Annotated in this window: 31 protein-coding genes and 2 pseudogenes; 17 read left to right on the top strand and 16 right to left on the bottom strand. The window is 69.6% G+C overall.

What is annotated here, in order from left to right; all coding sequences use genetic code 11:
* Window positions 1-7 precede the first annotated feature (7 nt).
* The gene (locus tag ACIHFD_RS35035; protein ID WP_397370595.1) at window positions 8-1,294 is read right to left on the bottom strand and encodes an ABC transporter substrate-binding protein; all 1,287 of its coding nucleotides are present in this window, start codon (window positions 1,292-1,294) and stop codon (window positions 8-10) included.
* A gap of 195 nt (window positions 1,295-1,489) precedes the next feature.
* Here ACIHFD_RS35035 and ACIHFD_RS35030 point away from each other — a divergent pair, with 195 nt between their 5' ends.
* Window positions 1,490-2,194 carry an FCD domain-containing protein gene (locus ACIHFD_RS35030; protein ID WP_350735496.1) on the top strand — a complete coding sequence of 235 codons (705 nt, stop codon included), beginning with the start codon at window positions 1,490-1,492 and terminating at the stop codon, window positions 2,192-2,194.
* A 15-nt stretch (window positions 2,195-2,209) separates the two neighbouring features.
* Here the strand turns inward: ACIHFD_RS35030 and ACIHFD_RS35025 are convergent, their stop codons facing one another.
* Window positions 2,210-2,341 (bottom strand): hypothetical protein, encoded by a 132-nt coding sequence (locus ACIHFD_RS35025; RefSeq protein WP_397370594.1) that lies wholly within the window; start codon window positions 2,339-2,341, stop codon window positions 2,210-2,212.
* Window positions 2,342-2,388: 47 nt separating this feature from the next.
* The gene (locus ACIHFD_RS35020; RefSeq protein WP_397370593.1) at window positions 2,389-2,730 is read right to left on the bottom strand and encodes a hypothetical protein; all 342 of its coding nucleotides are present in this window, start codon (window positions 2,728-2,730) and stop codon (window positions 2,389-2,391) included.
* An 81-nt stretch (window positions 2,731-2,811) separates the two neighbouring features.
* On the opposite strand from ACIHFD_RS35020, the gene ACIHFD_RS35015 reads away from it, so the two are divergent.
* The 6 genes from ACIHFD_RS35015 to ACIHFD_RS34990 all read left to right on the top strand — a co-directional run bounded on the left by ACIHFD_RS35015 (window position 2,812) and on the right by ACIHFD_RS34990 (window position 5,611).
* Window positions 2,812-3,225, top strand: coding sequence for a molybdopterin-binding protein (locus ACIHFD_RS35015; protein ID WP_397370592.1), 414 nt, complete (start codon window positions 2,812-2,814; stop codon window positions 3,223-3,225).
* A gap of 10 nt (window positions 3,226-3,235) precedes the next feature.
* The gene (gene modA / locus ACIHFD_RS35010; RefSeq protein WP_355199813.1) at window positions 3,236-4,045 is read left to right on the top strand and encodes a molybdate ABC transporter substrate-binding protein; all 810 of its coding nucleotides are present in this window, start codon (window positions 3,236-3,238) and stop codon (window positions 4,043-4,045) included.
* Between the two features lie 6 nt (window positions 4,046-4,051).
* On the top strand, window positions 4,052-4,216 hold the full coding sequence (locus tag ACIHFD_RS35005; protein WP_397370591.1) for a hypothetical protein: 165 nt from the start codon (window positions 4,052-4,054) through the stop codon (window positions 4,214-4,216).
* The gene (locus tag ACIHFD_RS35000) at window positions 4,213-4,470 is read left to right on the top strand and encodes a hypothetical protein (RefSeq protein ID WP_397370590.1); all 258 of its coding nucleotides are present in this window, start codon (window positions 4,213-4,215) and stop codon (window positions 4,468-4,470) included. The genes ACIHFD_RS35005 and ACIHFD_RS35000 overlap by 4 nt, the downstream gene beginning before the upstream one ends.
* 245 nt (window positions 4,471-4,715) lie before the next feature.
* A complete protein-coding gene (locus ACIHFD_RS34995; protein ID WP_397370589.1) occupies window positions 4,716-5,183 on the top strand; it encodes an aldehyde dehydrogenase family protein in 468 nt (155 codons plus the stop codon).
* Window positions 5,144-5,611 carry an aldehyde dehydrogenase family protein gene (locus tag ACIHFD_RS34990; protein ID WP_397370588.1) on the top strand — a complete coding sequence of 156 codons (468 nt, stop codon included), beginning with the start codon at window positions 5,144-5,146 and terminating at the stop codon, window positions 5,609-5,611. Before ACIHFD_RS34995 ends, ACIHFD_RS34990 begins: the two co-directional genes overlap by 40 nt.
* A 259-nt stretch (window positions 5,612-5,870) precedes the next feature.
* On the opposite strand, the gene ACIHFD_RS34985 is transcribed toward ACIHFD_RS34990, so the two are convergent.
* A complete protein-coding gene (locus tag ACIHFD_RS34985) occupies window positions 5,871-6,092 on the bottom strand; it encodes a hypothetical protein (RefSeq protein ID WP_363975334.1) in 222 nt (73 codons plus the stop codon).
* Between the two features lie 127 nt (window positions 6,093-6,219).
* Here ACIHFD_RS34985 and ACIHFD_RS34980 point away from each other — a divergent pair, with 127 nt between their 5' ends.
* On the top strand, window positions 6,220-6,738 hold the full coding sequence (locus ACIHFD_RS34980; protein WP_397370587.1) for a PadR family transcriptional regulator: 519 nt from the start codon (window positions 6,220-6,222) through the stop codon (window positions 6,736-6,738).
* 10 nt (window positions 6,739-6,748) lie between these two features.
* Here the strand turns inward: ACIHFD_RS34980 and ACIHFD_RS34975 are convergent, their stop codons facing one another.
* Window positions 6,749-8,548, bottom strand: a complete 1,800-nt coding sequence (locus ACIHFD_RS34975) for a cytochrome c oxidase assembly protein (RefSeq protein WP_397370586.1) — start codon at window positions 8,546-8,548, stop codon at window positions 6,749-6,751.
* Window positions 8,549-8,628: 80 nt separating this feature from the next.
* The gene (locus ACIHFD_RS34970) at window positions 8,629-10,917 is read right to left on the bottom strand and encodes a polysaccharide lyase 8 family protein (RefSeq protein WP_397370585.1); all 2,289 of its coding nucleotides are present in this window, start codon (window positions 10,915-10,917) and stop codon (window positions 8,629-8,631) included.
* Window positions 10,918-11,097: 180 nt separating this feature from the next.
* Between ACIHFD_RS34970 and ACIHFD_RS34965 the strand changes: the two genes are divergently transcribed.
* Window positions 11,098-11,298: a hypothetical protein gene (locus ACIHFD_RS34965; RefSeq protein WP_397370584.1), complete on the top strand. Its 201-nt coding sequence runs from the start codon at window positions 11,098-11,100 to the stop codon at window positions 11,296-11,298.
* A gap of 276 nt (window positions 11,299-11,574) precedes the next feature.
* Here ACIHFD_RS34965 and ACIHFD_RS34960 read toward each other — a convergent pair whose 3' ends face one another.
* From ACIHFD_RS34960 to ACIHFD_RS34930, 7 genes and pseudogenes are all read right to left on the bottom strand, one after another.
* Window positions 11,575-12,396, bottom strand: a complete 822-nt coding sequence (locus tag ACIHFD_RS34960) for a class I SAM-dependent methyltransferase (RefSeq protein ID WP_355199806.1) — start codon at window positions 12,394-12,396, stop codon at window positions 11,575-11,577.
* A complete protein-coding gene (locus tag ACIHFD_RS34955) occupies window positions 12,396-12,983 on the bottom strand; it encodes a lamin tail domain-containing protein (protein ID WP_397370583.1) in 588 nt (195 codons plus the stop codon). Before ACIHFD_RS34955 ends, ACIHFD_RS34960 begins: the two co-directional genes overlap by 1 nt.
* A gap of 89 nt (window positions 12,984-13,072) precedes the next feature.
* Window positions 13,073-13,225: pseudogene (locus ACIHFD_RS34950) on the bottom strand (DUF2278 family protein); the annotation flags it as partial.
* Window positions 13,226-13,286: 61 nt separating this feature from the next.
* Entirely contained in the window at window positions 13,287-13,925 is a 639-nt protein-coding gene (locus ACIHFD_RS34945) for a hypothetical protein (RefSeq protein ID WP_397370582.1), read from the bottom strand.
* Window positions 13,926-13,934: 9 nt separating this feature from the next.
* The gene (locus ACIHFD_RS34940; protein ID WP_397370581.1) at window positions 13,935-14,099 is read right to left on the bottom strand and encodes a hypothetical protein; all 165 of its coding nucleotides are present in this window, start codon (window positions 14,097-14,099) and stop codon (window positions 13,935-13,937) included.
* A gap of 367 nt (window positions 14,100-14,466) precedes the next feature.
* A complete protein-coding gene (locus ACIHFD_RS34935; RefSeq protein WP_397370580.1) occupies window positions 14,467-16,098 on the bottom strand; it encodes a serine/threonine-protein kinase in 1,632 nt (543 codons plus the stop codon).
* Between the two features lie 29 nt (window positions 16,099-16,127).
* On the bottom strand, window positions 16,128-16,349 hold the full coding sequence (locus ACIHFD_RS34930) for a hypothetical protein (protein WP_397370579.1): 222 nt from the start codon (window positions 16,347-16,349) through the stop codon (window positions 16,128-16,130).
* A gap of 302 nt (window positions 16,350-16,651) precedes the next feature.
* Here ACIHFD_RS34930 and ACIHFD_RS34925 point away from each other — a divergent pair, with 302 nt between their 5' ends.
* From ACIHFD_RS34925 to ACIHFD_RS34895, 7 genes are all read left to right on the top strand, one after another.
* Entirely contained in the window at window positions 16,652-16,825 is a 174-nt protein-coding gene (locus ACIHFD_RS34925; RefSeq protein WP_397370578.1) for a hypothetical protein, read from the top strand.
* Between the two features lie 591 nt (window positions 16,826-17,416).
* The gene (locus tag ACIHFD_RS34920) at window positions 17,417-18,706 is read left to right on the top strand and encodes a sensor histidine kinase (protein ID WP_397370577.1); all 1,290 of its coding nucleotides are present in this window, start codon (window positions 17,417-17,419) and stop codon (window positions 18,704-18,706) included.
* A 10-nt stretch (window positions 18,707-18,716) separates the two neighbouring features.
* The gene (locus ACIHFD_RS34915) at window positions 18,717-19,088 is read left to right on the top strand and encodes a hypothetical protein (protein ID WP_397370576.1); all 372 of its coding nucleotides are present in this window, start codon (window positions 18,717-18,719) and stop codon (window positions 19,086-19,088) included.
* A 120-nt stretch (window positions 19,089-19,208) separates the two neighbouring features.
* A complete protein-coding gene (locus ACIHFD_RS34910) occupies window positions 19,209-20,330 on the top strand; it encodes a low temperature requirement protein A (RefSeq protein WP_397370575.1) in 1,122 nt (373 codons plus the stop codon).
* Between the two features lie 379 nt (window positions 20,331-20,709).
* Entirely contained in the window at window positions 20,710-20,964 is a 255-nt protein-coding gene (locus ACIHFD_RS34905) for a DUF4158 domain-containing protein (RefSeq protein ID WP_397370574.1), read from the top strand.
* Complete coding sequence (locus tag ACIHFD_RS34900; RefSeq protein ID WP_397370703.1) at window positions 20,903-21,070, top strand: DUF4158 domain-containing protein; 168 nt, start codon at window positions 20,903-20,905, stop codon at window positions 21,068-21,070. Before ACIHFD_RS34905 ends, ACIHFD_RS34900 begins: the two co-directional genes overlap by 62 nt.
* Window positions 21,071-21,077: 7 nt before the next feature.
* Window positions 21,078-21,302: a DUF4158 domain-containing protein gene (locus ACIHFD_RS34895; protein WP_397370573.1), complete on the top strand. Its 225-nt coding sequence runs from the start codon at window positions 21,078-21,080 to the stop codon at window positions 21,300-21,302.
* 346 nt (window positions 21,303-21,648) lie between these two features.
* Here the strand turns inward: ACIHFD_RS34895 and ACIHFD_RS34890 are convergent.
* The 3 genes and pseudogenes from ACIHFD_RS34890 to ACIHFD_RS34880 form a co-directional block, all read right to left on the bottom strand.
* A pseudogene (locus ACIHFD_RS34890) lies at window positions 21,649-22,035 on the bottom strand (SDR family NAD(P)-dependent oxidoreductase); the annotation flags it as partial.
* A gap of 532 nt (window positions 22,036-22,567) precedes the next feature.
* On the bottom strand, window positions 22,568-23,410 hold the full coding sequence (locus tag ACIHFD_RS34885; protein ID WP_397370572.1) for an LLM class flavin-dependent oxidoreductase: 843 nt from the start codon (window positions 23,408-23,410) through the stop codon (window positions 22,568-22,570).
* A gap of 35 nt (window positions 23,411-23,445) precedes the next feature.
* A complete protein-coding gene (locus ACIHFD_RS34880; RefSeq protein ID WP_397370571.1) occupies window positions 23,446-24,390 on the bottom strand; it encodes a zinc-binding dehydrogenase in 945 nt (314 codons plus the stop codon).
* Between the two features lie 410 nt (window positions 24,391-24,800).
* On the opposite strand from ACIHFD_RS34880, the gene ACIHFD_RS34875 reads away from it, so the two are divergent.
* A complete protein-coding gene (locus ACIHFD_RS34875) occupies window positions 24,801-26,258 on the top strand; it encodes an FAD-binding protein (protein WP_397370570.1) in 1,458 nt (485 codons plus the stop codon).
* Window positions 26,259-26,270: the final 12 nt, after the last annotated feature.

Genomic DNA, 26,270 nt, shown 5'->3' with positions numbered 1-26,270 from the left:
GTGCCGCTTACTTGGCCTCGTCGTCCAGGAACTTCTGGAACGCGGCGTTGGCCGTGTCGGCGGCCGCCGCGGCGTCCTTGCCGGTGATCGCGTCGACGATCGGCTGGCCCACGATCTCGCGGGACTCGGCGACCTTCACGACCAGCGGCCGGTCATGACCCACCCCGTCCTTGGTGCTGGCCGCGATGGCCTCCACCAGGTCCTTCGGGAAGGTCGAGGTGCTCTCCGGGTTGGCCCACACGGAGGTGCGGGCGCCGGGCACGCCGGACTTCTGCTGGGCGAGCGTCTGCGCCTTGCCGGTGGCCCACTCGATGAACTTCCAGGCGTTGGCGGTGTTCTCCGAGCTGGAGTTGACGCCCAGCGCCCACGACGGGATGTTGTACGGCTTCGAACCGCCAGGGCCGGCCGGGAACGGCGCGAAGCCGACGTTGTCCGAGACCTTGGACTTGGCCGGGTCGGTGGCGTTCTTGTAGAGCGAGTTGGCCTCGGTGTAGAAGGCGGCCTTGCCCTGGGTGAAGATGGCCATCGCCTCGGGCCAGCCCATGTCGGTGCTGACGTTCGCCGGGCCGGAGTCCTTGATCAGCCCGCCGTAGTAGGCGTACGCCTGCTTGGCCGCCTCGCTGCCGACCGCGGCCTTGCCGCTGCCGTCGACGAAGTCGCCGCCGAAGCTGTACAGGAAGCTGGAGAACTGGGTGACCGCCGGCGACTTGCCGGTACGGGCGACGAACCCGGCCATGTCCGGCTCGGCCGCCTTGATCTTGGCGGCGGCGGCCTTGAGCTCGTCGAGGGTCTTCGGCGGGGCGCTCAGGCCGGCCTTGGACAGCAGGTCCTTGCGGTAGTAGAGGACCTCCTGCTCGGTGATGATGGGGACACCGACCGGCTTGCCCTCGTACGTGGTGGCCTCCACGGGGCCGGCCTGGAAGTCGCTGAAGTCCCAGTCCTTGTTCGCCTTCACCTGGTCCGACAGGTCGGCCAGGTACTTGTTCTTGGCGAAGAGCCTGCCCTCCTGCAAGGGGCGGTACATCATCACGTCGATGTCGGACGAGCCCGCGTTCAGCTTGACGTTGTACTGGTCGGAGAGCTGGTCCTCGCCGAGCTGGGTGATCTCGGCCTTGAGCCCGGTCTGCTTCTCGAACTCGGGCAGGGCCTTCTTGATGTTGTCGGTCCACACGTGGTTGGCCAGGGTGATCCGGACCGTCTTGGACCCGCCGCTGTCACCGCCACCGCCGCAGGCGGACAGCCCCATGGCGGCCACCACGGCCAGAGATGTACCGAATATCGCTCGACGTCGCACGTCAATCCCGCCTTCCTGGCATGGTCGCCGCCCCCCGGAAGAGCGCCACATGCTCGTAACATCTGCTTAATGCCGGGATGCTAGGACAAAAAAGCTGACTTATTCAAGAGTCAGCCTTCAACTGATATGTTCTATGCCGTGAATCAGTCCTCCCCGGGGGCCGCCCCCACTCGGCCCGCCCTTGCGGAGGCTGGGTTGCACGCACGGGTCCTCGACCACCTCGGCACCGCCATCTGCAGCGGCGACGTGGCCGCCGGCTCGGTGCTGAGCATCGAAGACCTGGTCGACCGCTACCAGGTCTCCCGCTCGGTGATCCGCGAGGTGCTGCGGGTGCTCGCGTCCATGGGGCTCATCGAGACCCGGCGCCGGGTCGGGATCATGATCCAGCCTCCCGGGGTGTGGAGCGTCTTCGATCCGCAGGTGATCCGCTGGCGGCTCGCCTCGGAGGGGCGGATGGCGCAACTGCGCTCGATCACCGAGCTGCGGACCGCGATCGAGCCGTACGCCGCCTGGCTGGCCGCCGGGCGGGTCGACCACGACGAGGCGAGCGAGCTGGTCGGGCTCGCGGCCAAGATGTGGGCCGCCGGGAAGGCCGGCGACGAGGCCCGCTTCCTCGACCTGGACATCGACTTCCACCGGCGGGTGCTGGCCGCCTCCGGCAACGAGATGTTCGCGAAGCTGCAGCTGATCGTGGCCGAGGTGCTGGCCGGCCGGCACCACTACCACCTGATGCCTCACTACCCGGACGAGGAGGCGCTGCAGCTGCACACCGACGTGGCCCAGGCGATCCAGCGGCGCGACGGCGAGCGGGCCCGGGAGGCCATGGTGGGGATCATGGAGCAGGGGTTCGCCGAGATGAAGTCGCTGTGGGAGCGGACCGCCGAGCCGGGCGGCGCCTGACCGGCGGCCTTCGCGTCAGCGCGCGGCGAGCGCGAGTCCTGTCAGACCCAGCAGAGCGCCCAGCGCGCTGACGCGCGGGTCGGCCCGGTCCACGGTGAGCAGGTACCCGGTCATGGCGATGGCGGAGCCGGCGGCCAGCAGGCCCATCGCAGCAGTCGTCGTGACATGGGCGTTCCGGTCGGGCGAGGGGCCGGTCAGGCGGGGTCGATACGCGGCTCGGTGAGCTGGAGGACGTCGGCCAGCAGCGGGCCGGTGAAGGTGTGCTTCTCCGCGCCGTGGGAGGTCTGGTAGCGCACGCGGGCGGTGTGCTGCGGCAGGCCGCGCAGCCGCGCCATGGTGAACGAGCGCGGACGGTTGACCTGGCCGCGCACCTTGACCGTCCCGGCGGCGGACTGCCGGACGGAGGCGGGGCCGGCGGCGGTCGCGGCGGTGGGCGTGAGCGTGGCCAGCAGGGCGGTGGCGAGCACGGACGCGACGGCCCGGCGGCGGGGTGAACCGAGACTCACGAGGGTGCTCTCCGATCTCGTGGATGCCATGGCGCGAACTTAGATCATGCCGCTGATGCGGCGGAAGTCGGGTATTCAGGCTCGAATGTGCGGAAGGTATCGTGAGAGCTTGTGACGACGTTTCGGATCAGCGAGGCCGCGGCGTTGCTCGGGGTCAGCTCCGACACGGTCCGCCGGTGGGTGGACGCGGGTCGGCTGGGGGCCGAGCGGGACGAGCACGGTCATCGGCAGGTGAACGGCGCCGACCTGGCCGCCTTCGCCCGCTCGCAGATCGAGGAGAGCGGCGACGGCAGCCGCTCCTCGGCGCGTAACCGCTTCCGCGGGATCGTGACCGAGGTGATCCGCGATGCGGTGATGGCGCAGGTGGAGATCGCCGCCGGGCCGTTCCGGGTGGTGTCGCTGATGAGCCGCCAGGCCGCCGACGAGCTGGGCATGGAGGTGGGGGTGGTGGCGGTCGCCGTGATCAAGTCCACCAACGTCGTCGTGGAGATTCCCGGTCACGAGCGCGTGGCCAGTTACTTGTGAGGAGCCCCCTGTGGAGTTCAGGCGTCTTTCCCGATGGGCGATCGCCCTGCCCGTCGCATTCGCGCTGGCGGGCCTGGCCGGTTGCGGCTCCGGCGGACCGGCCACGTCCACGGCCGGGGCCTCGTCGGCCCCGGCCGCCGGTGGCGGGGCCAAGGAGGTGACGGTGTTCGCGGCGGCGTCGCTGACCGGGACGTTCACCGAGCTCGGCAAGACCTTCGAGGCCGCGCACCCGGGTACGACGGTGAAGTTCAACTTCGGCTCCAGCGCGACGCTGGCCCAGCAGATCACCCAAGGGGCTCCGGCGGACGTGTTCGCCGCGGCGAGCCCTGCCACGATGAAGACGGTGACCGACGCGTCGCTGGCGAGTTCGCCGACCACGTTCGTGCGCAACAAGCTGGAGATCGCCGTGCCGAAGGACAATCCGGCCAAGGTGGACGAGCTGAAGGATCTGGCCGACAGCAAGGTGAAGGTGGCCTTGTGCGCCGAGCAGGTGCCGTGCGGGGCGGCGGCGATCAAGGCGCTGGACGCGGCCGGGCTCAAGGTCAAGCCGGTGACGTTGGAGCAGGACGTCAAGGCCACGCTGACCAAGGTCGAGCTGGGCGAGGTGGACGCGGCGCTGGTCTACAAGACCGACGTGATCGCGTCGGCGGGCAAGGTCCAGGGCATCGCCTTCCCCGAGGCCGACAAGGCGATCAACGACTACCCGATCGCCACCCTGGCCAAGGCTCCCGCGGGTGACCTGGCCAAGCAGTTCGTGGACCTGGTGGTGTCGCAGCAGGGCAAGGACGTGCTGACCAAGGCCGGCTTCGAGGCCCCCTGATCCGGGATGAGCTCTTTGGCGCCGGAGCAGCACGATTCGGCGGGCCCGCGTCGCGGGCCCGCCGGGCGTCCGGCCGCGGGTCACAAGGTCTCCGGGCGGCTGCCGTGGACCCCCGGCCGGCAGATCTGGGCCTCGGTCAAGGCCGCCGAGACCCACGCCCACCCCGCATGAACGAGCTCCCGCCCGCCGGCCGCCACGACTGCAACGCCATCTGCCTCGGCGGACCCTGCCACGGTCTCCTCACCCACGTCGACCAGGACATCGGCATCCTGACCGTCCCCGTGCCGCGCCTCTCACCGGACGAGCCCGAGACGTGCGCCCGCTACCGCATCACCCGCGAACGGGTGCGCTACTTCGGCCAGGCCGAGCCGTACATCGCCCTGCACTGGGCAGACCCGCCATGCTCGTGCGGCCTGGACTCATAGCCGGTCGTCGGCGCACGCCGGGCCTGTGGCGCCGCGGCCCGGAAACGTAGTACTCATCTGCGAGGTTTAACCAGCTTTCTCATGGTGGATGAGAGGGAAAGACGGCTACCGGCACCGCTTGTGAGTGCCCCTGCCTCTTGCCTTCTTATGTCGTCAGTAGTCTCATGGGGACTACCAAGCGCCGGCTCGGTCGGCCAAGCCAGGCCCCGGGCGAGCGCACGTTCATCGACAGGAAGCCGACGCTGATGACGGTGACCTTGGACAAGAGCGTCGAAGACTTCGTGGCGACGCCTCGGCAGCTCTTCATCGACGGCCGGTGGGTGGACGCCGCCTCCGGCAGAACCTTCGCCACCCCGAACCCCGCCACCGGCCGGCCGCTCGCCCAGGTGGCCGAGCCCGACGCCGAGGACGTCGAACGCGCCGTGCGGGCCGCCCGCCGCGCCTTCGACGGCCCGTGGTCGCGGCTGACCCCCTCCGAGCGCGGCCGGCTGATCTGGAAGATCGGCGACCTGATCCTGGAGCACGCGGACGAGCCGGCCCAGCTCGAATCGCTCGACAACGGCAAACCGCTGGCCGTGGCACGGGCCGCGGACATCCCCCTGTCGGCGGACAAGGTGTGGCCGACATCGCCCGCGGCATCAGGCTCGGCTCCGGGCTGGAGCCCGACACGCAGATGGGGCCGCTGGTCTCCGACGAACAACTCCAGCGCGTGACCGGCTACCTGGACTCCGGGCGCGGCGAAGGGGCCCGTACGGTCGTCGGCGGGGCCCGCCACGGCGACCAGGGCTACTTCGTCCAGCCCACGGTGATCACCGACACCCACCCCGAGATGAAGATCGTCCGTGAGGAGATCTTCGGCCCGGTCGTGGTGGCTTCGCCGTTCTCGGACCTGGACGAGATCGCCGCCCAGGCCAACGACACCACGTACGGCCTCGGCGCGGGCATCTGGACCCGCGACATCTCCAAGGCGCACGCCCTGGCGAGCAAGCTCCGGGCGGGCACCGTCTGGATCAACTGCTACAACGTCTTCGACGCGGCCCTGCCGTTCGGCGGCTACAAGCAGTCCGGCTGGGGCCGGGAGATGGGTCACGAGGTGCTGGAGGCGTACACCGAGGTGAAGGCGGTGTGCACCCAGCTGTAGAGGACCTCCCGGGCTCGGGATTGGCGGACCCGGGAAACGAGGGGTGGGCGCGGGCGGCGCGCTGCCAGGCGGGAACCTGCACGCCGCCGGCCGCGCCCACCCCTCCTCGAACGCGGCCGCGCGGTCGGTCGCGATGCCCACGTACTCCACACCCAGGGTCAGCGCCTGCCGCGCAAGCGTCTCCAGGTTGCCGCCTCCGGCGGAGATCGCCTTGACCCGGAAGCGGTCGCGGTTGCGCTGGCGGCGGCGCGCCGCGACCTCAGAGCTGGCCGTGGGCGGGCTCGACCCAGCTGAGCACGACGAACGGGGCGGCACACGAAGGATGGTGGACTCGACCCGCCGTGACCCGATAGGGGGCGCCGCGCGTCGAGCCGTCCGCCTCGAACGCGAAGACCTCCACGACGCCGACGTCCTGGTCGATGCGGGTCAGCATGCCGTCGTGCGGGCCGCCGACGCAGATGGCGTTCGGGACGGGTCTCATCCCGGGCGACGCCCTAAGGTGCCGGCCTCGTTCTCCCTCACAGAGCAGTCCTCCGCAGCCGTGGCTAGTCAATGCGAGACTACTTGGCGACCCTCTGATGCCCGCGACTGGCCCTACCCTTGAGCGTGTGAATCCTCGCGCGCTGTCGCTCACCGAGTGGATCGTGCTCGCGCTCGTGGCCGAAGGGCCCACGTACGGCTTCGCCGTCGCGAGGCTCACCGCTCCCACCGGCGCCGTCGGCGCGATCTGGCAGGTGCCGCGGCCTCGGGTCTACCGCGCGCTCGATCGGCTCGCCGACCTGTCTCTCATCGAGCCGTGCGGCAAGGAGCGGGGGCAGGGCGGTCCACAGCGTACGGTATTCACCGCCACGTCGGCCGGGACCTCGGCCGTGAGTGGCTGGCTGATATGCCCGGTCGAGCACATCCGCGACATCCGTACCGAGTTCCTGATCAAGTTCGCCCTGCTCCAGCGATCCGGCGCGGACCCGCGCCCGCTGCTGGACGCGCAGGCGGAGCGCATCGAGCCGATCATCCGCAGCCTGCGCAGGCAGCGGGACCAGGCGCATGGCTTCGACCACGTCGTGGCCGCCTGGCGGTATGAGACGGCCGAGGCGGCGCTACGCCTCATGCACACGGCCCGGCACTGACAGAGCGCGGTCACTTCAAGGGCGGGCTCGTCCGTACGCGGGCGAGCGCCGCCTGCCTGAGCCAGGCCATGCGTACGGCCAGGAGAGCGAACACGGGCAGTGGAAGGAGCATGGCCACGGCTCCGGCGAGCCGCTGGTCGGCGAGGAGGTCCGGGACGCCGGGCGGGGCCGCGAGGGAGAACCAGTCGTTCGCGACCGGCGGCCCGAGCAGCAGGAACGCGCCCAGAGCCAGGTGGGTCAGGATGGCGGCGGCCAGCAGCCGGGCGCGGACGGCCCAGGGAATCGGGCGGGGGAGCGGGTCGACACCCGCCGGCACCCAGAAGGTCAGCAGGCCGAGGCCGACGAACAGGACCTGGGTGAGCAGGTGCTGGGCGTAGCCGGACAGGGACCACGGGAGCCACGGCGTGGCGTACAGCAGCAGGAAAGCGACGGGGTAGGCGGCGAGGAGGAGGGCAGGGTGGGTCAGGCGGCGGGCGGGGAGTTCGAGGTCCTCGCGTAAGGACGCGGCCAGGGTGAGCGGCGCGCCCAGGCAGAGCAGGAGCGGGGCGACGGCGGTGAGCACGACGTGCTGCAGGACCTGCGCCGACAGCATCGCCCGCGCGTACCCGCCCACGCCGCCGAGCAGCACCAGCGCCATGAGCGCCACCCCCGCGCACCAGGCGACCGTACGTCCGACCGGCCACGATGCGGCCCGGCGCACGCCGACCAGGTAGGCGACGGCGGGCAGCGCCAGAAGCAGCAGGACGGTCGGGTCCAGGCGGACCTCGGTGATCAGTGCGCTTGGGGTGAAGGGGGCGAGCGGGTACTCCAGGACGAGGTGGTCGTGGCCGCCGCCACTGCCTGGCGGTGGCGGGGTGCGGGACAGGCCGACGGCCAGCCCGACGACAGCCGCCATCACGGTCAGCTCGCCGGTCGCCAGCCGCACGAAGGTGTGACGTACGGTCCGGTCGGCGACGCCCGCGACGGTGCGGCGGCGATGCGTCCAGCCGAACAGGCCCAGCGTCACGAGCGCCACGGTCTTGGCCACCAGGAGCTGCCCGTAGGTGCTCTGCCAGAGGTCGGACGGGCTGCCGAGCCGTACCCAGGCGCCGGCAACGCCGGAGACGGCGACGGCGGCGAAGCAGCACAGGGCGAGCGTGCTGAAGCGGGGCAACACCGTCGGAAGGTGTTCGGAGCGGCGGAAGTGGACGAGCACCGCGGCCAGGCCGCCTACCCAGACGGAGACCGAGACCAGGTGCGCCATCAACGCGGACACGGCGATGTCGTGGTCACCGGCGGAGGCGGCATGCCCCACGTACGCGGGCGGCAACAGCCCGACGGCGGCGATCAGCGGGCGTACCCAGGCGGGCAGCGTCCGCAGCCGCGAGGAGACGGCCGCCAGCGCCGCCACGGCCGGGACCCACAGCAGCGCCCGGGTCTGCGGCAGCGCCGTGCCGAACCGCAGCAGGTCAGGGGCCCCGAGCAGGTCCGCGACGGGCAGGGGGATGAGGTTGGACAGGGTCAGCACGTAGCTCAGCAGCGCGGCGAAGGTCCAGCCGAGAGCCCACCAGCCGGCCGCGCGCAGGCACGCCCCGACCTCCTTCGTACCGGTCGGGGCGAGGGCGGCCGCCGTGAGCGTTCCGACACAGGCGAGCGCGCACAAGTCGTAGCAGAACCGGACCAGCGGCAGCCCCCACACGGTGACCGGCCCGGCGGTGGGCAGCCCCGGGAGCTCCGGCTGGATCGCGCCGCCGAACCGGAGCACGACGACCAGCACGACCACGCCGGCGGCCACCGCCGCACCGGCGTAGATCCGTTCCGGGGCCTTCATGGCGGCTCCGCCCGGTCAGTGTGCCCATTCGCATCGTGCCACACCGGCGGTGATCAGCCCATGGACTCGCCCCGGAGGTTTCAGACGCGCACCACAGCGGTGTGGGCGTGCCCGCGGCTGCCGCCGACCTCCACCTTGACCGCTTTCTTGGACTTGCGCACGCTGCGGTCGCTCTCCTTGACCGATTTCACCGGCCAGGGCAGCGTGATCTTCACCTCGTCGGCGGTCCTGGACGGGTCGGAGACCGCCAGCCGTACCCGCTTCTGGTCGCGGCGGATCAGCAGCGTGCAGGGGCCGTCGGCGGCGAGCGGGCCGTCCGCGGTCTCGACGGTCCCCGCGCGCCAGAAGACGGCGGCGAGCACGCCGTCGCGGGAAATGGCCTGCACCGTACGGGAGTTCGCGAGGACCTCGACCCGCCCGCGGTACGCCGCGGTCTGGGCGACGGAGGCGTCGGGCAGCACGGCATAGGCGTAGCGCGCCCTGCGCGGCTCGACGCCGTGGTCGACGAGGATCGTCGTGTAGTGCCTGGTGACGGGGGTGTCGTCGCCTCCGGTGGTGGCGCCCTTGTCGATGTCCCGCCAGCGGCCGGTGCGCTTGCCGCGGATCACCTTCGCCTTGACGCCGTCGAGCAGCACATAACCGGCCACCCCGCACAGGTGGACCCAGCCGTCGCCCTGGGTCAGCGGCGGGTGAGTGTCGTGGGTGTTGCGGTTCTCCACGACGGTCTCGATGCGGCGGCCGTCGGAGGCGGTGATGCCGGCGCCGAGGGCGATCACCGCGTCATCGAGGAGGAACCACGCCTTCCTGGCCCGCAGCGAGGAGCCGTCGGCGATCAGCCTCATGGCCGCCACGCCGTACTCGCCGTCGAGCGCCACGCCGCCCGCCCACGGGGTGGGCGGCAGGCGACGCTTGCCGTGCCGGAGCTCGGCGCGTCTGCGGGTGTCGACCGTCGTGCCCGGCAGCCGGTACGGGTCGATCGTGGGCCACAGGTCGTCGTTCCAGTGGGTGAGGTCGCCGGTGTAGAGGTAGGTCATGCCGTCGCCGGTGTACCAGCCGTGCAAGTTCTCCAGGTTCATGGCCTCGGCCGCGCCGATGCGCTCCGAGCTCATCGCGATCGCGTAGGCCCAGGTGGGACGGTGGTGCACGACCCGGTCCATGTCCGCGAAGACGTACGTGCCCGTCGGACGCGGACCGACCGGCACCGACGGGTCCGCCAGCAGGGCCTTGGCTCCCGCGATGCTCGGCAGCGGCGCGAGCGTGTCGTACGGGATGGCCTGGTTGCGGGTGAGCCAGCCCTTCACCAGCGGCCGCCAGCGCTGGGCATAGCGTTCGGGCGCCGCCTCCAGCAAGGTGAGGATGGCCTCGACCGCCTTCTGCCCCGAGTGGTAATCGCGGTGGCCCTGCACCGAGATCTGCCGGCCGCGTACGCAGTCCATCATCAGCCCGTCGAAGATGAACGGCGTGAACGAGCGGTCCACGATGTCGTAGACGTTCCCGATTCCGCCGATCTCCCACGGTGACTTCGCGAGCATGGCGATCAGCTTGGCCACGCTGTCCAGGTAGTCCACGCCGTAGCTGCCGGTGTAGGGGAACACGTCGTGCTGGATGAACGACCCGTCACGGTAGAAGCCGTCGCCCGGGCCCTTGGTCCGCCGCAGCAGGTCGGAGACGGCGTCCCTGGCCCGCTTGACCAGGCGTGCGTCGTGGGTGAGCAAGCCGCGCATCGCCACCGCCATGGCCTTGCCCGCCCGGTTGGCGCCGGTCTCGACGACGCCGGGGTGGCTGACGCGGCGCTCAGGGTCGGGGCACCAGCGGCGTAACGGACGCAGCCAGCGCTCGATGCGGTCCTTGGGCAGGCCGTCGTACATCAGGGCGCAGGTGTCGGTCAGCGCGCGGGGGACACCGATCTCCCACCAGTACCAGTTGCTGCCCTGCCGGTCGAGCCCTTCGCGGTAGGCGTGCTCGTACAGGAAGTCCAGCGCGCTGACCGCCGTCTCGGCGACCTGCGCGTTCCGGTGCAGGGCGGTGCCCGGCGTGGCCCAGCCCAGCGCCAGCGTGCGCATGCGGTTGTAGGCGCGGTTGAAGTTGCCCGTCCGGGGGTCTCCGAGCGGCAGGTCGGGCCACAGGCTCGGGGCGCCGGGGGTGAGTTTCAGCTTGCGCAGCACCGCGTTGGCCGAGCCTTCGACCGCCTGCGTCTTGTCGGCGTACGTGGCGTCGTACGACCCGCCGGCCAGCAGGCTCACCCACCGCTCCCGCGCGGCGTCGAACGCGGCGGCGCCGACCGCCTCGGCCGGTCGCTCCCACAGGGAGAGGCCGGTTAAGGCCGCGGCGCCCAGAAGGGCGGACCGCCGACTGAGGGGGTGGGTCATGGAGGCCTTCCGACAATCGGGCAAATACCTGCTGAAACGATCATATGTCCCCAGGAGGGTGGATCATTTCGTTGGTGCGTCGACAGCTGCCGCACCCGCCGTACCCGGAGACGGGGCGGTCAGTCGTACAGGTCGACGACGCGGGCCAGGTTCGCGGGCATGTCGGGCGAAGGGGGTTCGATGGCCATCCGGGTGGTGCCCGCGGGGATGTACGAGCAGGCGGTACGCCGCCTTCATCCGTCCCATGTCACCGGCGACGGCCTTCTGCGCCTGCTCAAGCGCCTGCGCGTCACCGACTCCGCGGCGGAGACCAGGGCGCGGCCCGGTTTGGGCAGCACCGAACTGACCTCGGAAACCACCCCGCGCGCGCCTGGTCGATGAGGGCCGGCGTCCGGCCCATCTCCGACCTCCAGCGTTCTGTGATGGAGCACATCACGCTCCTTGAGCACGCCGGCAAGGGCGACGTCGACGCAGAGAGCTACGCGAACACGATGCGTTCGGTGCAGAACCAGCCCGAGGACGGCGAGTCTGTGGAGTGATGCGACTTCCGGCGAAGACACTTAAGTCAGCGCCGCGACCTGCTGAAACGGCGGGATGCCAGCCGAGACCTCGCCCGCCCTGAAGTTCGGTCGGTCGGCCGGGCGGGCGAGGCATCCATCAAATGCCGGCGTCGAGCCTGTTGGTCCTCGTCCGGGGGCGGTACAGGGGCCGCTTGACATACGTGACGGGGACCGAGGAGATGGGCTCGTCGAGTGCGACGTCCGGCCGGCGACGAGCGACCGCGCGCACATAGCCGAGGTGGCGTCCGCCATCGGCGGTGAGGGCGTCGATCTCCACCTGGTTGTCCGGTGCGATCGCCCGCTGCCATTCCAGCCAGTACTTCCACCCGTCGGCCATCGTGTCGGCCACGTCCACGTGGGCGACACCGCTGCGATCCCAATGGCGGCGCCACCACTCGGCCGAGTGCAGGTTGGCCATGCTCGGCTCCCACCACGCCGCCAGGTGCTCGGGCGTCGGTCCGTCGATCTCCTGGACCAGTCCGGCACCGGCGATGCCGATCTGCCCGCCCGGCCGGACGAACCTGGCCAGATAGTTCAGGTACAGATCGTCGGTGCCGTAGTAGACGAACGAGTCGATGCTGACGACGGCATCGAAGAAGCCCGCGGCGAACGGCAGGGCTCGGGCGTCGGCGTGGATGGGGAACGCCGCGTGCTCGGCGCCGGCGTCGTAGATGCGTTGCATGCGTTCGTCGGGGCTGAACCACAGGTCAGTGGCCCATACCTGGACGTCGTACTCGCGGTACAGGAAGATCGACGAGGCGCCCCGGCCGCAACCCAGATCCAGCACCCGCATACCCGGCCCCAACGACATCGCCTCGGTGAGCCACTCGGCCAGCCACAGCGAGTTGGCCCCGCCGCTGACGCTGGAGCGGATCCAGTCCGGGTTGTAGCGGGAGGTCCGTGGGAACCGTTCTGACATCAACGGGTCAATCGGCATCGTCGGGTGTCCTCCTGTGTAGGTCCGCGGTGGCAGGTTGCGGTGGGGAGGGTAGCGGAACGTGACGCTGTGTTCCCGCATGAAACGCCGCCCGATGAGTAAAGTCTGCAGCCGGTACGGCTGATCGGCGCGCCTCCCCGTACCTTCTCGATTGACCGCCGCGTGGAGTCGCTCTCTGTCACCAGGTACTCCCCATGAATTTTGAGCCCGGCGTCATCCAGGAGGGTGATCGCGCCGCCGTTGTTGCCCAACTGCAGTGCTTCGCTGACCGGCACCACCAGGGTGGCCCCGGCCGCGAGTGGCCCGGCCGGCAACGTCAGCGTGCGCTTGGCCCGATCCGCCAGGTGCCAGCCCTGCAAGTCGATCGGATCGGGCGAGGTGTTGATCAGTGTGACGGTCTCGCGCTCGGGCGCCGGTCCGTCAGGGTTGACCAGCGCGGCCAGAATCCGCACCGGTTCTTCGCCCCCGGCGGGCCGGGCGGGCGCGGTCTCGATGGCGTGCCCGGTGCGGTCGTCGGTGTGCCAGGCCTGGGATTGGAAGGCTTCGGGACCCCACCGCTCGCCGAGCACGAACACCTGCGCGTCGGGATCGCCGATCGCACGAGCACCTGGACGACGGGGTGGCGGAAGTCCTCGGCCGCCAGGTACAGCAGCTCGGAGGGGGCCTGCTGCGATTGCACGTTCACCGCCACCCTGTAATCGGTCCCTGTGGCGTCGGTGAGGTGGATCCGGTAGTGCGGGGTGTCTGCGCCCCCTTCGCGACGCCGGTCGACCGCGCGCCCGGCCAGCACACCATTGGACCGCAGCGGCATAAGTCCACTCCTCCTGAACGACGATCACATCCCGCGCCGGTCCGGTTGACGCGGCGCCCCCTCAGTCGGCCAGGTAGGAGATCGAGCGAACCTCGTAGCCGGTGGTCCTGGAGCCGCGTACGTGCATCAGCATCGCACCGCCCTCATAGGAGTAGGCGCACGAGTAACCCTGCGGCTCCTTGCTGCAGCCCTGGAAGAAGTGGGTGGCGCCGCGCGGGTCGTAGGTGATCTTGAACAGCTTCTGTACCGTGGTGGAGGTGGCGACCTCGAGGCCGCCGTACTTGTCGCCGCGCTTCCAGGCGGCGAAGAGATGCTTGGCCACGGTGGGCGGCTCGGTGATGTGCCGCGACAGGTAGACCTTGCTGACCTTCGAGCCGGTGACCACCATCGCGATGCCGTCAAGCCCGCCGGGCACGCGCACGCTTGTGTGCACGAACCGGCACACGTTGCCGGAGCAGCCGTCGAAGCGGTCGGGCGCGCGGTAGACGTAAGTGAAGATCGTCTTGACCGCGGTGGGGGTGGCCGCCTTCGCCGCGGCCGCGCGGTCGGCGGCCAGCCAGGCGTGGAACAGCTTGTTCGCCACCTTGCCGGGCGCGGGCGTCCCAGCCGAGACGGGAGCGGCCAGGGCGGGGCCGACGGAGGAGAGCGTCAGTGTCGCAGCCGCAGTGAGGGCGGCGCCGAGGACCAGTCGTTTGAACACGCTGCGACGCTAAGGGTGGCGCCTTGCGCAGGGATTGAGCCCGGCTTGCAGTGGTCCGGGCGCCTTGCGGCGGTTGCGATCAGCCGGCTGGCACGCACTGATGATGCGGCTCGGCATGACGTTGACCCCGCTGAGATCGTCCTTGCCGATCAGCCCTGCCACCCGGATCTCCACGTCGTCGATCGTGGCGTGGCCGACCCTCGATGACCTCGTCCGGCTGCGCCAGGCCCGGCGGCTGCCGCTCCTCGTCCGGGTCGCGGCCGCGACCGGCGTCTGGGCGAGCGGCGCTGACCGCCGCCGCCGCCGGCCGCACCGCCCCCGAACTCCAGGCCAGGTCCCGCCACCAGCACCTGGCCGGCGTCGGCCACGACCTCCGCCTCGGCGAGGGGACCTCCAGCGGTAGAGGGGGTGCCGCTGCCGACGCCCGCCCGGCGCGCGATGTCGTCCAGCGGCACGGCGGGTCCGCGCTCGATGACCAGGTCCCGCGCGGCCGGCAGGATCCATTCCAGGTTTGGTGTCGGTGCCGTGGTGGCGGACGTGGTCAGACTATGCGGGTGCAGAGGGTGCGGCCTCGGACCTCCCAGTGGACCCTTCTGCCGCCCGGCGGGCAGGCACCGCTGGTGAACGCGGTGATACGGAGGACGAAGTCGTACTCCCTTGGAGCGGAGCCGGTCCCGCACGGCCACGACGTCATCAGATCCGCGTTGTTGATGGTGACCGAGTTCTCGTTCTCACCCTTTGAGGCCAGGAAACAGTCACCCGTGCGGAACCGCCGCTGCACGCAGAGGGCGATCTCGTTCGCGTCCTCGCCGTAACTCCACCACAGTTCCCCGTCCAGATCGGCGCCGTGCCTGAGGCACTCGGAGGAGTCGTCGACCACCTTGAGCACCTTCAGGTACGCGTCGGAGCGGCGGCAGCCGACCGCGCGCGGCTTGCTCCTGCTCCACTCGCCGGACGGACGCTCGTAGGCGTCCAGGCAGTCGCCCGCCGAGATCTTCTCGAACGCCTTGCGGGTGGGATCGGATGTGGGGGTGGGGGTGGGGGTGGCACTGTCGGTGGCGCTCGCGGTCTCGGACGGCTGAGGCGCGGGTGTCGGGGAAGTCGGGGTCTGCTGGAGAGTGGCGATGGCCTTGGAGATGGCCGGTGCGTTTCCATCGTCCCCGATGGCCCAGGCGGCGAAGGCGACCAGCAGGACGCCCACGACCGCGGCCACCGGGAGCTTCATTCGTCCGAGCGGCGGAAACCGCCGGCCGTTCCCCGGCGTGTCCTGCGGCGGGGGCGCCAGCACCTCGGTCTCCGCCACCCGCGTGGCGATCATCGTGCTGACGGGCTCCGGCAGCGGAGCGTCCCCGCCCTCGGCGAGCGCGGAGCAACGTTCGAGGAACGCGTCGAGGCCGGGCCGGTCTTCCGGATCCTTCTCCAGGCCGGACGCGATCAGCGGGAGCAGCGGCTCCGGCACGCCAGTCAGGTCGGGTTCCTCGTGGATGACGCGGTAGCCGAGGGCCTCGATCGGGCCCTCGCCGAAGGGCCGCCGGCCGGTGGCGGCGAAGGCCAGCACGGCAGCCAGGCAGAACACGTCACTGGCCGGCCCGACCTCGCGGCCCCGAAGCTGCTCGGGCGACATGAACCCGGGCGTGCCGACCACGCTGGTGCGGGTGGTCTGCGAGGTGGCGTCGAGCGCGCGGGCGATGCCGAAGTCGATGATGCGGGGTCCGTCCTGGGCGAGCAGCACGTTGCCGGGCTTGAGGTCCCGGTGGACGACGCCCCGCTCGTGGATCGCCATCAGCCCTTCGGCCAGGCCCGCGCCGAGCCCCGCGACCGCCGCATCGGAGAACGCGCCGTGCTCGCCGACTGCCTCGTGCAGCGACGGCCCCGCGATGTACTCGGTCACGAGCCAGGGCGGATCGGCGTCGGCGCGGGCGTCCACCACCTGCACGGTGTGGATGCCCCCGACCCGCCGCACCGCGGCGACCTCCGCCTCGAACCGCCGCCGGAACTGCGCGTCCTCCGCCAGGTACGGGTGGATCACCTTGACCGCGACCGGCCGGCCGCCCTTCGAGCGGCCCAGGTAGACGCGACCCATCCCGCCCGCCCCCAGCCGCGCCAGCAGCCGGTACCCACCGACCGTCTTCGGGTCGCCCGCCTCAAGCGGCTTCAGTTTCTCGCTGGACACCCGCATGTCCTCCCACACCCACTGGTGATCTAGAACGCACCCTTCCACACAGGACGACGGGAGGGTAGGCCGTGCTGTGGCTGTGCAACCCCGGCGCCAGCTACGTCACCGGCGTCGCGCTCCCCGTCGACGGCGGGTACACCGCCCAATGACCCGGCCCGGCGATAGTCGCGCATGCCGAGGGCCAGGAATGCCTCGTTCGCCACCTCGGAGAAGGTGACGGTGGCGATCGGCTCGATGAGTTCGAACATGCGGTGGATCTTGGCCTGAGGGTGCGGCATCGTTCGCATCTCCCTTAGTCGTGACAGCGCCCTCGTGGGCGGCTTCTTGCCCCAACTACGAACGACGTGGCCCGGATCCGACAACTCTGATCGATTCTGCCAGGCAGCGTCGTAATATCACCCGGACTCGGTCGCCCGCTCGGTTGCCGCGGTCCGGTTGCCGGCCGAGCCAAGCCGGGGAAACGGTACCCAGAGGCGTTTTCCGTGATGATCGTGGAGTAGCCGCTAGCGCGTCCGGGTCGGGGTCGGTGCCGTCGTCGGCGAGGAAGGGCATGGCGAGGCTGGCGTTATTCCTCGGCAAGAAGCACAAACGAGGGCGCAAGTGGGGCTGGCTTCAGGTCATCTACACCGACCCCACTCAGCTCGGCCTGATCAACCTCAATGGAGCCGTCGTCGCTCCCAGGCCCTTCCGGTCCTGGCGGGCAACGGCCGAACGCCATCGGTGAAGGGCGTCGGAGAGCCGTGTGCGGAAGAACCGCATGCACGGTTCGAAGCGGCGGGAGCTGGAAACGGAGCCAGAACCTGGTCATGGCCACTGGGGAACCGGCGGCATCGACGGCCTCAGGTCCTACCACCAGGAGAAACAACCGCGCCAGCTCCCGACCCTACCGTGACCGTTATTACTGCAGGTTGACGGTATACAGGTTGGAAAATTGCGTCTTCGCTCCAGCCGGGGCCCAGTTGGAGGCGAGCCCGCCCAGTACCCGGGCACAACCGCACATCGAACACCTGGCACAGCAGGCCGGCCAGGGGCCGGGCGGATGGAGCAGATGCCCTGGTGTGGTAACCCTGTAGGAGATAGGGCGTACGCGGGAGCAGTTAGCGCAGGCCAGTGGCCGTGATCCGCCGCTGAATGCCGTGCCACGCCGAACTCGTCCCAGATCGTAACAACGGACTTTTGCTTCCACCAGTGCATGGATGGACTTGGTGAGTGCGGCGAGAGTCACGGGAGTGCATGGGTGAGATTCCTCTTTCGTCGTCGCTCAATCCAAACACGTTTCACAGCGGCCGCGGGGGCGCTGTCCCTGATCTTCTTCGTGCTGATCGCCATCGGTCTCGACCTCACGGTCCGCAACAGAGTCCGGGACCAGATCTTCCGTGACACGCAGCGAGTGGCGACCGACTGGATCGCGTCCATGACGCCCGGCCGCATCGCGAGCCCGATTCCCCCGGCCGCTGTCAACCTTCTGCAACTCGTCGACTCCCGCGGTCGGGTGGTGGCCGCCAGTCCCGCGGGCGCGGGCAGGCCCCCGCTGAGCGCCGTTCGGCCGCCCCATGACGACCGGATCATCCACCTCACAGAGTGCTCCCCCAGTGGATGCTTCGTGCTCACGTCGGTCCGTGTCTCACCTCAGGAGGCCTCATTCCTTTGGGGAGGAGAGCCCCATTTCGTCTACGCCGGAACGGCCGAGCCTCCCGCCCTGTCCACCCACATCCTCGAGTTCAGCACGCTGGCCGCAGCCCTGCTGGCGACCGGGTTCGCCACATGGATCACCTGGGCTGCGGTCGGGCGGGCGCTACGACCGGTGGCAGCGATCCGCGCGAGAATCTCGGAGATCAGCGTCACCGATCTGAGCCTTCGGGTGCCGGAACCACCGGGCTGTGATGAGATCGGACAGCTGGCACGCACCGCCAACCAGACCCTGTCCCGGCTGGAGACGGCAGTGCAGCAGCAACGGCAATTCGCCTCGATTGTCTCCCACGAGCTCAAGACCCCCGTGGCCGGTCTCCAGGCCCAACTCGAGGAAGCCGTGCTGTATCCGGATGACGTCGATCCTCGCGAGACGATCAGAACAGGGCTGGCGACGACGGACCGGCTACGAGCGCTGATCGATGACATCATGGTGTTCGCCCGGATCCGCACGGCGGCTCCTGAGCCTCCCGAACCGGTCGATCTCGGCGTGCTGGTACACGATGAGCTGGTCACCACAACCCGGGACGTGCCGGTGCGCACGCGGGTGAAGGGCGAGGTGATGGTTCTCGGCAACCATATGCAGCTGATCGGAGTGTTGAACAACCTGGTAGTCAACGCCCAGCGGCACGCAGCAACCAGCGTCGAGGTCAACGCCGGCCGCGAGGATGACCAGGCCGTGGTGACAGTGAGCGATGACGGGGATGGCATCGCCCTCGAAGACCGAGACCGCGTGTTCCAGCCCTTTGTCCGCCTGGAAGAAGGGCACCGGAAGGACCCCGCAGGCACCGGCTTGGGCCTTGCCATCAGCCGGGCGATCGCCACAGCCCACTACGGGACCTTGAAGATCGATGACTCTCCGCGAGGCGCGCGCTTCGTCCTGCGCCTGCCGCTGATGAAACGCCACCCGGCCTGAATGCGGCTGCATGACACCCGAACGCCTTCCGGTGGGCCTCTTTGGTTGCCTCCTGCAGCGCGGCCGCGGCGTTGATCAGGGCCTGTCCGGCGTCGGCGGCTCCGCCAGCGGCACGGAGCGGGACGATGGCGGTGTGGGCAGCGGTGGTCATTCCGGACAGGGGGCGGCTGGGATACGTTCGGGAGAAGACCGCCGGTTCGATCGAGGCGCCGAGCAGATTGAGCTGCAGCGCATCGGTACCGCGCAGGCCAAGGCGGCCAGCCAAGATCGTATGGGCCAGGTTTATGACGCGGGGGCTTGCGCTGCTGATCGGGTTTGCGGGCGTGGGAGGCGGAACATCGGCACCGGTCAGGCGGACCAGGTGCGCGGCCTCCGACTCTGACGATCATAAGGGGAACGGATGACGCGCGATCGGCGATCGGCGAACCCGACTCGGGCCAGGCGATGGCTCCGCACGATGCGGGCGCGGGATCCGCGCGAGGCACACCGCGCTGCTACCCCGTTGGAGCTGCTGTTCGACCTCTGTTTCGTGGTCGCGGTGGCGCAGGCGGCCGCCCAGTTGCACCACCACGTGACCGAAGCCCACCTCGGCGTCGGACTGTTGGGCTATGTGATGGTTTTCTTCACGGTCTGGTGGGCGTGGATGAACTTCACTTGGTTCGCCTCGGCCTACGACACCGATGACGTTGCCTATCGGCTGCTGACTATGCTTCAGATGGCGGGTGTTCTGGTACTGGCGGCCGGGGTGCCCGCCGCGGCGACCTCCTACGACTTCACCGTGATCACCATTGGTTATGTGGTGATGCGCGTGGCGCTGGTCGCCCAGTGGCTGCGGGTAGCTCGGCAAGACCCCACCGGCCGCCCGGCGGGGATCCGGTACGCCGTCGGCATCATGGCGGTCCAGGCAGGCTGGCTTGTTCGGTTGGCGCTGCCGCATCCATGGGACTACACGGGGTTCGCGGTCCTCGTGATCGCCGAACTAGTGGTGCCGCTGTGGGCCGAGTTCCGGGGCATGGCCACGCCGTGGCACCCTGGCCACATTTCTGAACGCTACGGGCTGTTCACCATCATCGTCCTCGGCGAGGTCATCTTCGCTAGCCTTACCAGCATCCAATCCGCATTGTCCGAACGCGGCGTCTCCGGACAGATGCTGCTGATAGCCGCTGGCGGCCTCATTCTGGTGTTCACAATGTGGTGGATCTACTTCATGGGCCCGGACGCCGCCCTGAGCACGCCGCGTATCGCATTGTCCTGGGGTTACGCCCATTACCTGGTGTTCGCCGCGGTCGCCGCACTCGGCGCAGGCCTGCAGGTCATCGTTGACGTGGCCGTGCACCGCGCCCACGTGGCCCCGACGACGGCGACGTTCGCGGTGGCGGTACCGGTGGCCGGGTTCCTCCTGGTCATGTGCTGGCTGCGCCGACTGACACGCACCGGCCTGGCACATCCGACACTGATGGTTGCCGGGGCCGTCATCGTGCTGGTGCTGGCCTTGGCCACCCCCGTCCTAGGCGTCGGCAGGGTGATTCTGTCCATCGGCATCGCGGCTGTAGCCACGCTGACGGCATCTCTTGTGGCCACACACCGCGGCGGGGTACCCCACCCTCCATCGGAGGCACGCTGACAGGGGTCCCAGTAGGCACGACCCGCCCTGGTTATCGGCGGTGAGGGCTGATTGAGCGAGATCAGCGCCACTGGCGCAGGACGGCGTACTCGGCGCGGGCCTGTTCGACGGCGTCGGGGTGGCGCTGGGTTTTCTCGTGTTCTGCGAGGGCGCGGTAGACGCTGGCAAGGGAGGGGTTGTGTCCCTTGGTTTGCCAGTGGGGATGATCAGGTCCTTGCGGATTTTCTCGACGGGTTCGCCGGCCGTGCGGCGCCGCAGGACGGTGTGGATCGGCCTTTGAGGAGCCTGGGTGCAGAAATTGGCGCTAGGAACGTGATCTTCGTTTCGGTTCGGTGGCTGCTCTCGTTTGTCCTGGTTGCGGGGCCTACGTTCCTGGGCCATGCCCTTCGAATTTCTCTCTGATGAGCAGATCGCCCGCTATGGTCGCTTCCCTGAGGAGCCCTCGCCGGCGGAGCTGAAGCAGTTCTTCCGGCTGGACCGTGCGGCCCTGGACGCTCTGGCGAGCAAGCGGCGCCCTGCGACGATGCTGGGGTGGGCGGTGCAGTGGGGGACGGTCTGGATGCTCGGGATTCCTGACCGAGGACCCGCTCGTGGTGCCTTCCGGCGCGGTCGCTTTCGTCGCCGAGCAGCTTGACCTCGACCCGGCCTGCCTGGCCGACTTTGGCCAGCGTCCCAAGACCGCCTACGAGCACGCGCGGGAGATCCGCGAGCTGCTGGGCTACCGCGCTCGGCGCGTGTGAGGCCGAGGTGCGCCAGTACGTGGCGGCGCGGCTGTGGGCCTCGGTGGAAGGGCCGCGGGCGTTGTTCGACCGGGCACGAGTGCATCTGCTGAAGGAGCGCATCTTGCTGCCGGGCATCAGCGTGCTGGTGCGACTGGTCGGCGAGGTGCGGCGGGCGGAGAACGAGCGGCTGCACGCGCTGCAATCGTTATCTTGGGCTCTTGGCCTCTTCTCCCAGGTCAGAGCGAGATGATCCTGTCAGGCATGTAAGGCACGGCGCTGAACCGGGCAGCCTCAAGCGCGGTGAGCACCAGGATGCCATGGTGGCGGTCTGGCTGGGATGCGAGTTGCGCATGGAGGGCGTTCCCTTTCTTCGTCGCCGGGAACACCGATGCTAAATGCACTTCGCAAATATGTATAGCAATCGTAGCAATTGGAAGTTAATCTCAAATAATGAGCCCATAGCGATATTGGACCATTTTTCTGGTGCGTTTACGGGTGATACTGAAGTTCCTCGCTCTCATGGACGAGATCCTCGCCGACGCCGGTATCCGATGGTTAGCGCATCGCCGGACCGCGGACCTGTGAGCGGGAGGGTTTCAGCGAGTCCGCGTCAAACCGAAGAAGCCACCGTAGACCCGGCGGAACACAGGTCCGGGCAGCACGGAACGCAGGACCGGCAGGAACCGGGCCCGTGGTCCGACGCGATAGACGTGGCGCATTTTCCGGGATTCGACGGCACGCACTATGGCCTGGGCGAGCGGTTCGGGTGAGCGCCCGTCGTGCTGGAGTTGACGGAAGCGGTCGACGACCCGCGCTCGCCGGGGTTCGTAGGCGTGGATCGGCTCGTCCGTACTCATGGAGTCCGCCGCGCCCGTGCGTACGCTGGTGGCCTCCATGCACGCCACTTCTATGCCGAAGGGCGCGACCTCGTCGCGTAATGGGTCAGCGTAGTGGTTGAGTGCGGCCTTGCTCGCGGAGTAGAGGGAGTGAAATGGCCGAACTCGAACAACTAGTCTGACCCAATCGGATTCTGTCGGCTACTGGAGTCTGTGATGTTGTGATCAATTCGCAGGCGTTGCCCGCACAGCAAAATGGCTCAAGGTCGATCAGGCGCCACGGTACCGATAGGCAGACAGTGGTCGCTGGTCGGCTACGGGCTTTCGTAAGACCCGCTGTCAATACCCGTGGCCTGCGTGCGTCCAGCCGGCACTTGTTGCAGAACCGCCTTTTGGCCCGAGCAGCGCCTGCCCACGGGGAGCAGAACCTGGCCCTCCGCTCGGGTCCGCGCCACCAGGCGCAAAGTAGCTGTGGGTAACCGGAAGTTTGCGGACGGTTTGACATAAGCCGGTCGCAAACAAGGCGGCCTGTCGTTATCGAGGCGGAGAGCGCCGGACTCATCCCTGAACGCCCGGGCCGAAACCCGGCGTTGGGCACCGCCGCCGTCACTCGCTGTGGCCTGCGGAAACGCTCTACTTTGAGGCTGGTGGCACGGACCCGAGCGGCAGGTCCAGGTCTCTAGGGGTTGAGGAGGCGGTTGGTCTCGGCCAGCAGCTCGCTCTGGCGGAGGCGGTCGGCGGGGAACGGCATCGCGATGACGCGGTGCACGCCGACCTCGGCGAGTGCGGCAAGCCGTTCGGCGGCCGCGGCGGGTGGGCCGGTGACCAGGCCACCACGGGCCTCCTCCTCGGTCATCCCGTACTCCATCAGCGACCGGGCCTGAGCGTCGATCACCGACGCGGGCAGGTCGCCGAGACCGACGCTGAGGCCGATCGTGACGCGCGGCGCCGGGCGGCCGTATTCGGCGGCGAGGCCGGCCAGTTGGCGGCTCTGTTCGGCGATCTCAGCCGGCGTGGAGAACGCCGGATACCATTCGTCGGCGAAACGGGCGGCTCGGCGCATGGGGCCGGCGCCGATGAGGACGGGCGGCATCGTCGCGCCCGGAGAGAGAGTGATCACCTCGCCGTTCACGTTCGTGGGCTTGCCCTCGACCAGGCTCGGCAGGATCTCCAGGGCGGCGTCGGTGCGCTGCGCGCGTTCGGCGTAGGGGATACCGACGGCCCGCCAGGCTGCGTCGCCGTGCACGCTGCCGCCCGAGCCGACGCCGAGCAGCACCCGACCGCCGGACAGGTGCTGCAGGCTGGCGATCTGCTTGGCGGCCCAGGCGACCGGGCGCAGCGCCAAGACCATCACCCCGAAGCCGATCTTGACGCGCTCGGTGACGGCGGCGGCCGTGGCCAGCACTATGGTGCTGTCGAGGAACGGCCGCACCGGGATCAGATGGTCGCCGACCCAGATCGACTCCAGGCCGAGCTCCTCGGTGTGCCGGGCATGCTCGCGCACCCCAGCGGTCTCATCCACGCCGAACGACGGTAGGTTCACGCCGACCTTGAGCATCAGCGCACCTCGAGCAGGGTCTTGCCGACGCTGGCGCGCGACTCGATGGCGGCGTGCGCGGCGGCGGCCCGGTCGAGGGGGAAGCGCTGCCCGATCAGCGGCCGCAGCCGTCCGCCCACCGCCTCGGCGAGGGCGCTCTCGGTGTACTCGCGCATCATCTTCGGGGTGGGCCTCGCCTGGACGAGCGTGATGCCGCGCGCAACAGCGGCCTCCGCCTCGATGCCGGCCCACTCTCCGCTCGCCAGCCCGAAGCTGACCATCCGCCCGCCCTGGCCGAGCAGTTCGAAGGCGGCCCGAGCGATGTCGCCGCCGACCCCGTCGAAAACGACGTCGACGGGGTCGACCTCGTCGGTCCAGCCCGGAGCCGTGTAGTCGACCACCTCGTCGGTGCCCAGGTCGCGGGCCACACCGGTCTTGCGCGAGCCCCCGGCCGCTCCGATGACGGTGGCGCCCGCCGACTTGGCGAGCTGCACGAGGAGCGAGCCCACGCCGCCGGCCGCCGCCTCGACCAGAACCCGTTCTCCGGGCTGTGGTGCGGTCGCCCGGATCATCATGGTCGCGGTACGCCCGTCGGCCAAGACCGCGACCGCGGCGTCCAATTCCAGGCCGTCGGGGACGAGAAAGAGCCCGGAGGCATCCACCGCGGCCCGTTCGGCATAACCGCCGGAGCCCCCCGTGGAGGTCACCACCCGACGGCTGACCAGGCCGGAGTCGACGCCCTCGCCGACCGCCGTGACGATGCCCCCGACGCCGTTGCCCGGGATCATCGGCAGCTCCGGCTTGAACGGTGACGGGGCGCCCGACCGGAACTGGGTCTCCACAAAGGTGATGTTGGCGTAGGCGACGTCGATCAACACCTGCCCCGGCCCCGGGACCGGATCGGGGGCGTCTCCAGGTACGAGCACCTCGGGCCCGCCGAACTCCTTCAGCCACACCGCACGCACAACACTCTCCCCTGTTCAGCTGATGTCGGTCTCAGCATGCAACCTCAACCGAGCTCGAGGTCAAATCGCGATCACCAGTACAGCTCGACCGCCATGTCGGCCCGGTTCTCGGGTCGGCCTCCCCGGGGGACAAGGTAGAAGATCGCCGCAGGTCGATTGTCATCACTTCACAGCATGTTGCAGCGACAATGCGACCACGCGGGGCGAGGGCGATGTAGGCCGGCCAGGCACGCGAAACTCATCGGTCCATCCTGCCCCGACGATGCTCGCCTGCCCCACGGCTCGCCCGTCGAGGCCCGCAGCGCCGCAGTAACCCTTTTGTGGCTGTCATCCGGTTTCGTTCGGGTAGCGTCGCCGGGTGCCGTCGGCGATGATCGACGCGACGTGACCGCGCTGCGAAAGGATCGGGTATGACGTGGTATCCGTGGAGACGGGCGTTCCTCACGGCGGGGGCGGCCGTGGTCGGCTTCGACCCGTCAACGCGCACATGGGTCACCGACGCCGCCCAGTCTCAGGGGATGGTCGACCTGCCGCCGCTGAAGGGCAAGGTGGTGACCGATCCCGCCTCGCGCGGCCAGGCGGCCGACGACTTCGGGCACCTGGTCCATCGGATCCCCGGGGCCGTGCTGGAGCCCGGCGCCGTGTCGGACATCATGGCGATGATGAAGTACTGCCGGACGCACAGCCTGCAGGTGGCCGCGCGCGGCCAGGGACACGCCACCTTAGGTCAGGGCCAGGTCGCGGGCGGTCTGATCATCGACATGACCCCGCTCAACGCGGTTGAGGTGCGGGAGGACACGGCCGTCGTGGAGGCGGGCGCGCTCTGGAGCAGCTTGGCGCAGGCGACCCTGGCCCACGGCCTGACCCCTCCGGTCTTCACCGACTACCTTGAGCTCTCGGTCGGCGGCACGCTCTCGGTGGGCGGTGTCGGCGGCCAGACCCACCACCACGGATCCCAGGCGGACAACGTGGTGGAGCTGGAGGTCGTCACGGGGGATGCCAGCCTGAGGAGGTGTTCCGCGCAGTCGCGCCCCGACCTCTTCCGCGCGGCGCTGGCCGGAAGAGGACAGTGCGGCATCATCACCAAGGCCACCGTGCGCCTGCTGCCCGCCCCCGCGACGGTCCGCCACTACCTGCTCTCCTACCCCAGCGTCGCCGCGCTGACCGCCGACCAGCGGCGCGTGGTCAACGACGGCCGCTTCGCCTACGTGGAGGGAGAGCTCGGGCTGCCGACCGGCCCCGCCGGCTGGAGTTACCAGCTTGAAGCGGTCGCCTTCTTCAACGGCACGACCCCGCCCGACGACGCCAGGCTGCTCGACGGTCTGGCCGACCAGCCCGGCGACCGGCAGATCCAGGACATGTCCTACTTCGACTTCCTCAACCGGCTCGCCGCGGGCGTCGCCTATCTGAAGTCCACAGGCGAGTGGTACCGCCCGCACCCCTGGTGGAACATGTTCCTGCCCGCGAGCCGCACCGACGCCTTCGTGGAGGCCGCCATCAAGGACCTGACCGAGACCGAGGTCGGCGCCAGCGGCGTGGTCCTGCTCTATCCCTTCCCCCGCGCCCGCCTGCACCTGCCCTTGCTGCGCGTGCCCGACGAGGAGACGGTCTTCCTCTTCACACTGCTCAGAACCGCCTCGCCCGGAGCCGAGAGCCCGCAGGACATGGTGGAGGCCAACCGTTCCCTCTACCTGCGCGCCCGAGCTGTCGGGGGTTACCAGTACCCGGTCGGCTCCATACCCACCACGCCTGAGGAGTGGCGCACCCACTACGGCCCCGCATGGGCCGACTTCGAGGCGGCCCGTGAACGCTACGACCCCGACCGAATCCTCACTCCGGGCCAGGGCGTCTTCCCTCCGGGACCGTGAAGTCCGCAGCCG

It is taken from the genome of Nonomuraea sp. NPDC051941 (genome assembly GCF_044593615.1).
The sequence above is the reverse complement of the archived record's forward strand: the minus strand, read 5'-3'. Positions and strand labels throughout refer to the sequence as shown.

Coding starts and splice junctions, on each gene's coding strand:
- ACIHFD_RS34970 (WP_397370585.1), bottom strand. CDS start 10,917: ATGACCCACCCCCTCAGTCGGCGGTCCGCCCTTCTGGGCGCCGCGGCC.
- ACIHFD_RS34960 (WP_355199806.1), bottom strand. CDS start 12,396: ATGTCAGAACGGTTCCCACGGACCTCCCGCTACAACCCGGACTGGATC.
- ACIHFD_RS34915 (WP_397370576.1), top strand. CDS start 18,717: ATGACACCCGAACGCCTTCCGGTGGGCCTCTTTGGTTGCCTCCTGCAG.
- ACIHFD_RS34985 (WP_363975334.1), bottom strand. CDS start 6,092: ATGAGACCCGTCCCGAACGCCATCTGCGTCGGCGGCCCGCACGACGGC.
- ACIHFD_RS35005 (WP_397370591.1), top strand. CDS start 4,052: ATGAGCTCTTTGGCGCCGGAGCAGCACGATTCGGCGGGCCCGCGTCGC.
- ACIHFD_RS34875 (WP_397370570.1), top strand. CDS start 24,801: ATGACGTGGTATCCGTGGAGACGGGCGTTCCTCACGGCGGGGGCGGCC.
- ACIHFD_RS35000 (WP_397370590.1), top strand. CDS start 4,213: ATGAACGAGCTCCCGCCCGCCGGCCGCCACGACTGCAACGCCATCTGC.
- ACIHFD_RS34965 (WP_397370584.1), top strand. CDS start 11,098: ATGGCCATCCGGGTGGTGCCCGCGGGGATGTACGAGCAGGCGGTACGC.
- ACIHFD_RS34925 (WP_397370578.1), top strand. CDS start 16,652: ATGGCGAGGCTGGCGTTATTCCTCGGCAAGAAGCACAAACGAGGGCGC.
- ACIHFD_RS34930 (WP_397370579.1), bottom strand. CDS start 16,349: ATGTTCGAACTCATCGAGCCGATCGCCACCGTCACCTTCTCCGAGGTG.
- ACIHFD_RS34990 (WP_397370588.1), top strand. CDS start 5,144: ATGGGGCCGCTGGTCTCCGACGAACAACTCCAGCGCGTGACCGGCTAC.
- ACIHFD_RS34905 (WP_397370574.1), top strand. CDS start 20,710: ATGCCCTTCGAATTTCTCTCTGATGAGCAGATCGCCCGCTATGGTCGC.
- ACIHFD_RS34975 (WP_397370586.1), bottom strand. CDS start 8,548: ATGAAGGCCCCGGAACGGATCTACGCCGGTGCGGCGGTGGCCGCCGGC.
- ACIHFD_RS35020 (WP_397370593.1), bottom strand. CDS start 2,730: ATGGCATCCACGAGATCGGAGAGCACCCTCGTGAGTCTCGGTTCACCC.
- ACIHFD_RS34995 (WP_397370589.1), top strand. CDS start 4,716: ATGACGGTGACCTTGGACAAGAGCGTCGAAGACTTCGTGGCGACGCCT.
- ACIHFD_RS35025 (WP_397370594.1), bottom strand. CDS start 2,341: ATGGGCCTGCTGGCCGCCGGCTCCGCCATCGCCATGACCGGGTACCTG.